Origin of the sequence: Oscillibacter sp. CU971, from assembly GCF_905219725.1 — a bacterium.
Taxonomy (GTDB): domain Bacteria; phylum Bacillota; class Clostridia; order Oscillospirales; family Oscillospiraceae; genus Oscillibacter.
Genome location: NZ_CAJMXG010000305.1, coordinates 1 through 2,975 on the forward strand (window position 1 = coordinate 1; position 2,975 = coordinate 2,975).

3 protein-coding genes and 1 pseudogene are annotated in these 2,975 nt (G+C 67.3%); all 4 read left to right on the plus strand.

The window, feature by feature from the left end:
- Positions 1–758 (plus strand): annotated as a pseudogene (locus tag JX325_RS14530) (phage portal protein); the annotation flags it as partial.
- Between the two features lie 18 nt (positions 759–776).
- Positions 777–1,637, plus strand: coding sequence for a hypothetical protein (locus JX325_RS14535; protein ID WP_243414114.1), 861 nt, complete (start codon positions 777–779; stop codon positions 1,635–1,637).
- Between the two features lie 56 nt (positions 1,638–1,693).
- Positions 1,694–2,719: a phage major capsid protein gene (locus tag JX325_RS14540; protein ID WP_204791796.1), complete on the plus strand. Its 1,026-nt coding sequence runs from the start codon at positions 1,694–1,696 to the stop codon at positions 2,717–2,719.
- Between the two features lies 1 nt (position 2,720).
- The coding region (locus JX325_RS14545; RefSeq protein ID WP_204791797.1) for a hypothetical protein at positions 2,721–2,975 on the plus strand (255 nt) is incomplete at its 3' end.

The window sequence follows — 2,975 nt, forward strand, 5'->3', positions numbered from 1 at the left end:
TGCTGTGCGGGCGGGTTGAGAACATTGAAATCCAGGAGAGGGATAACGCCCTGACCTTCTCCCTCTGGGGGCCCGATACGGGCGGGCGGATGGCGGCGCTGCCCTATCCGAACCTGATTCTCTTCACGCCGCTGAACCCGGAGACGGAGAACCCCTACGGAGTGTCGCTGCTGCGGTCTTTGCCCTTTTTGGCGGATATTCTGATGAAGATTTATTACACCGTGGGGGTGAACTGGGAGCGGTGCGGGAACCTCCGCTTCGCCGTCACCTGCCCCGGGGGACAGGGGGCCGCGGAGCGGGGGCAGCTGCTGGCCGGGGAGTGGTCCCGGGCCATGCGGGAGACCCGGGGCGGCAGCGTCCGGGACTTTGTGGCGGCGGGGGATGTGAGCATCCGGGTCATCGGCGCGGACGCGCCGGTGCTGGACAGCCAGGTGCCCGTGCGGCAGATTCTGGAGCAGGTTGTGGCCAAGACGGGCATCCCGCCCTTTTTGCTGGGGCTGAGCTGGAATTCCACGGAGCGGATGAGCTCCCAGCAGGCGGACATGCTCACCACCGAGATCACCGCCCTGCGGCGGACCCTGACGCCGGTGGTGGAGCGCGNCTGCCGCCTGTGGCTTCGGATGCGGGGCTATGCCTGCGGCTTCCAGGTGGAGTGGGACGACATCAACCTCCAGGACGCGGTGGAGGAGGCCCGGGCGGAGCTGTACCGGGAACAGGCCCGGAAGCTGCGGCTTGAAAACGACCGGGCGGAAACGTGAGAGATGGGAGGAATGGACATGGAGGAGCAAAGGGGCATGGCGGCGGCAGCGGAGGATTTGGCCCTTATCAACGCCCTGGCCAAGGCGGAGCTGACGGCGGAGCAGGTGTATGTCTTTACCCTGCGGCTTTGCGACAACGAGGTGGACCGGGACTTTGAGCGCTTTGACGGCGAGGCCCTGGAACGGCTGGGGGAGCTGTTTGTGGGCAAGAGCGGCATCTTTGACCACCAGTGGAGCGCCGGGGGCCAGACGGCCCGGCTTTACAAAACCCAGGTGGTGCGGGAGAGCGCCCAAAAAACCCAGGCGGGGGACGAGTACCGCTGGCTCAAGGGCTGGGCCTATCTTCTGCGGACGGAGAAGAACGAGGACCTGATTGCCGAAATCGAGGGGGGCATCAAAAAAGAGGTCAGCGTGGGGTGCAGCGCCGGGCGGCGGGTGTGCTCCGTCTGCGGGGCGGAGGACTGCGGGCATGTGCCGGGACAGGTTTACGACGGGAAGCTGTGCTTTTGGGAGCTGCGGGATATTAAGGACGCCTATGAGTGGTCCTTCGTGGCGGTGCCCGCCCAGCGGGCGGCGGGGGTGCTGAAGCGCTTCGGCCAGGAGCGGGAGGGGGACCGGACCCTCCGCAAGGAGGCGGAGCTGCGGCGGAAGTACCTTCAGGCCCTGCGCCGGGAGGTGGTGCGCCTGGCCATGCTGGCGGACGACGGCTTGGACGGCGGCGTCTTCGCCAAGGCGGCGCAGCGGCTGGAGGAGCCGGAGCTTTTGGAGCTGCGCAAGAGCCTTGAAACCCGGGCGGCGGGGCGGTTTCCCGCCCCGGTGCAGCTGCGGCGGCGGGACGCCGCNGCGGAGGCGGAGGACGCGGAGGCGTTTCGGATTTGAGGGCGGTTTCGGGGCCAGGGGCTCCGTGCCGGATATACAGAAGGAGGAGAAAGAGGATGAGCTATCATTTTGAAAACCTGCGGCTGGAAAAGGGGATGTACGGCCGCGGCGGAACCAGCTTCGCCAAGACGCTGGAGGAGCTGGACCCCAGCGAGGGCTATCGGGGCACGCCCCTGGAGGGGCTGGACGCCTTTCAGCGCCAGCTTAAGCGCTTCGGCATCCACGTCAANGGGGCGGACAGCGACCCGGTGGAGAAGTTTTTCCACACCACCGAGTCCTCGGTTCTGNTCCCGGAGTTCGTCTCCCGGGTGGTGCGCCAGGGNCTGGAGGAGGGCGGCATCCTGCCGGACATCACCGCCACGGTGACCAAGTTCGACGGGATGGACTACCGCTCCATCGCCTCCGTGCCCACGGAGGAGGAGAAAAAGCTCCTCCAGGTGGCGGAGGGAGCCGCCATTCCCGAGACATCCGTCCGCACCCAGGAAAACCTGGTGAAGCTCCAGAAGCGGGGACGGATGCTGGTGGCCTCCTATGAGGCCATCCGCTTCCAGCGNCTGGATTTGTTCTCCGTCACCCTGCGCCAGATTGGGGCCTACATCGGGAAGATGCACCTCCAGGACGCCATCAAGGTCCTGCTGGAGGGGGACGGCAACGAAAACCCGGCGGAGGTGGTCAGCCACAACGGCGCTTTGAGCTATGACGCGCTGCTGGAGTTTTGGAACAAGTTTGACCCCTTCGCCATGAACACGCTGCTGGTGGGCGGCGACACCATGCTGGAGCTGCTGCGGCTCAAGGAGTTCCAAAACCCCCTGACGGGGCTGAACTTCCAGGGCACCGGCACCCTCTCCACGCCCCTGGGGGCCAAGCTGCTGAGAACGAGCGCCATGCCCGCCGGGACCCTCATCGGCCTGGACAAGCGCTATGCCCTGGAGCAGGTCGTCGGCGGCGAGGTGATGGTGGAGTACGACAAGCTCATCGACCGCCAGCTGGAGCGGGCGGCCATCACCTCCATCTCCGGCTTTGCCAAGCTGTTCACCGGCGCGTCCAAGGCGATGAAGCTGGGNGCGGAAGTCCAGGGCTGACGTGGGAGAGCGGATTTTAGAGCTGGCCCTGGCCCTTGGCGGCGGGGAGGACCGGGCGCTGCTACCGCCCCTGTGCGCCGCGGCGGAGCGGGCCTGGCTGGCCCGGCTCCGGGAGGGCGTGACGGCGGAGGACTGCGGCGAGGCCCTGCCCTGCGCCGCCGCCTTCACGGCGGCGGCGGACCTGGCGGCGGCAGAGGGGGGCGCGGCCTCCTTCTCCGCCGGGGACATCTCCGTAAGCCTGGGCGGCGTCCAGGAC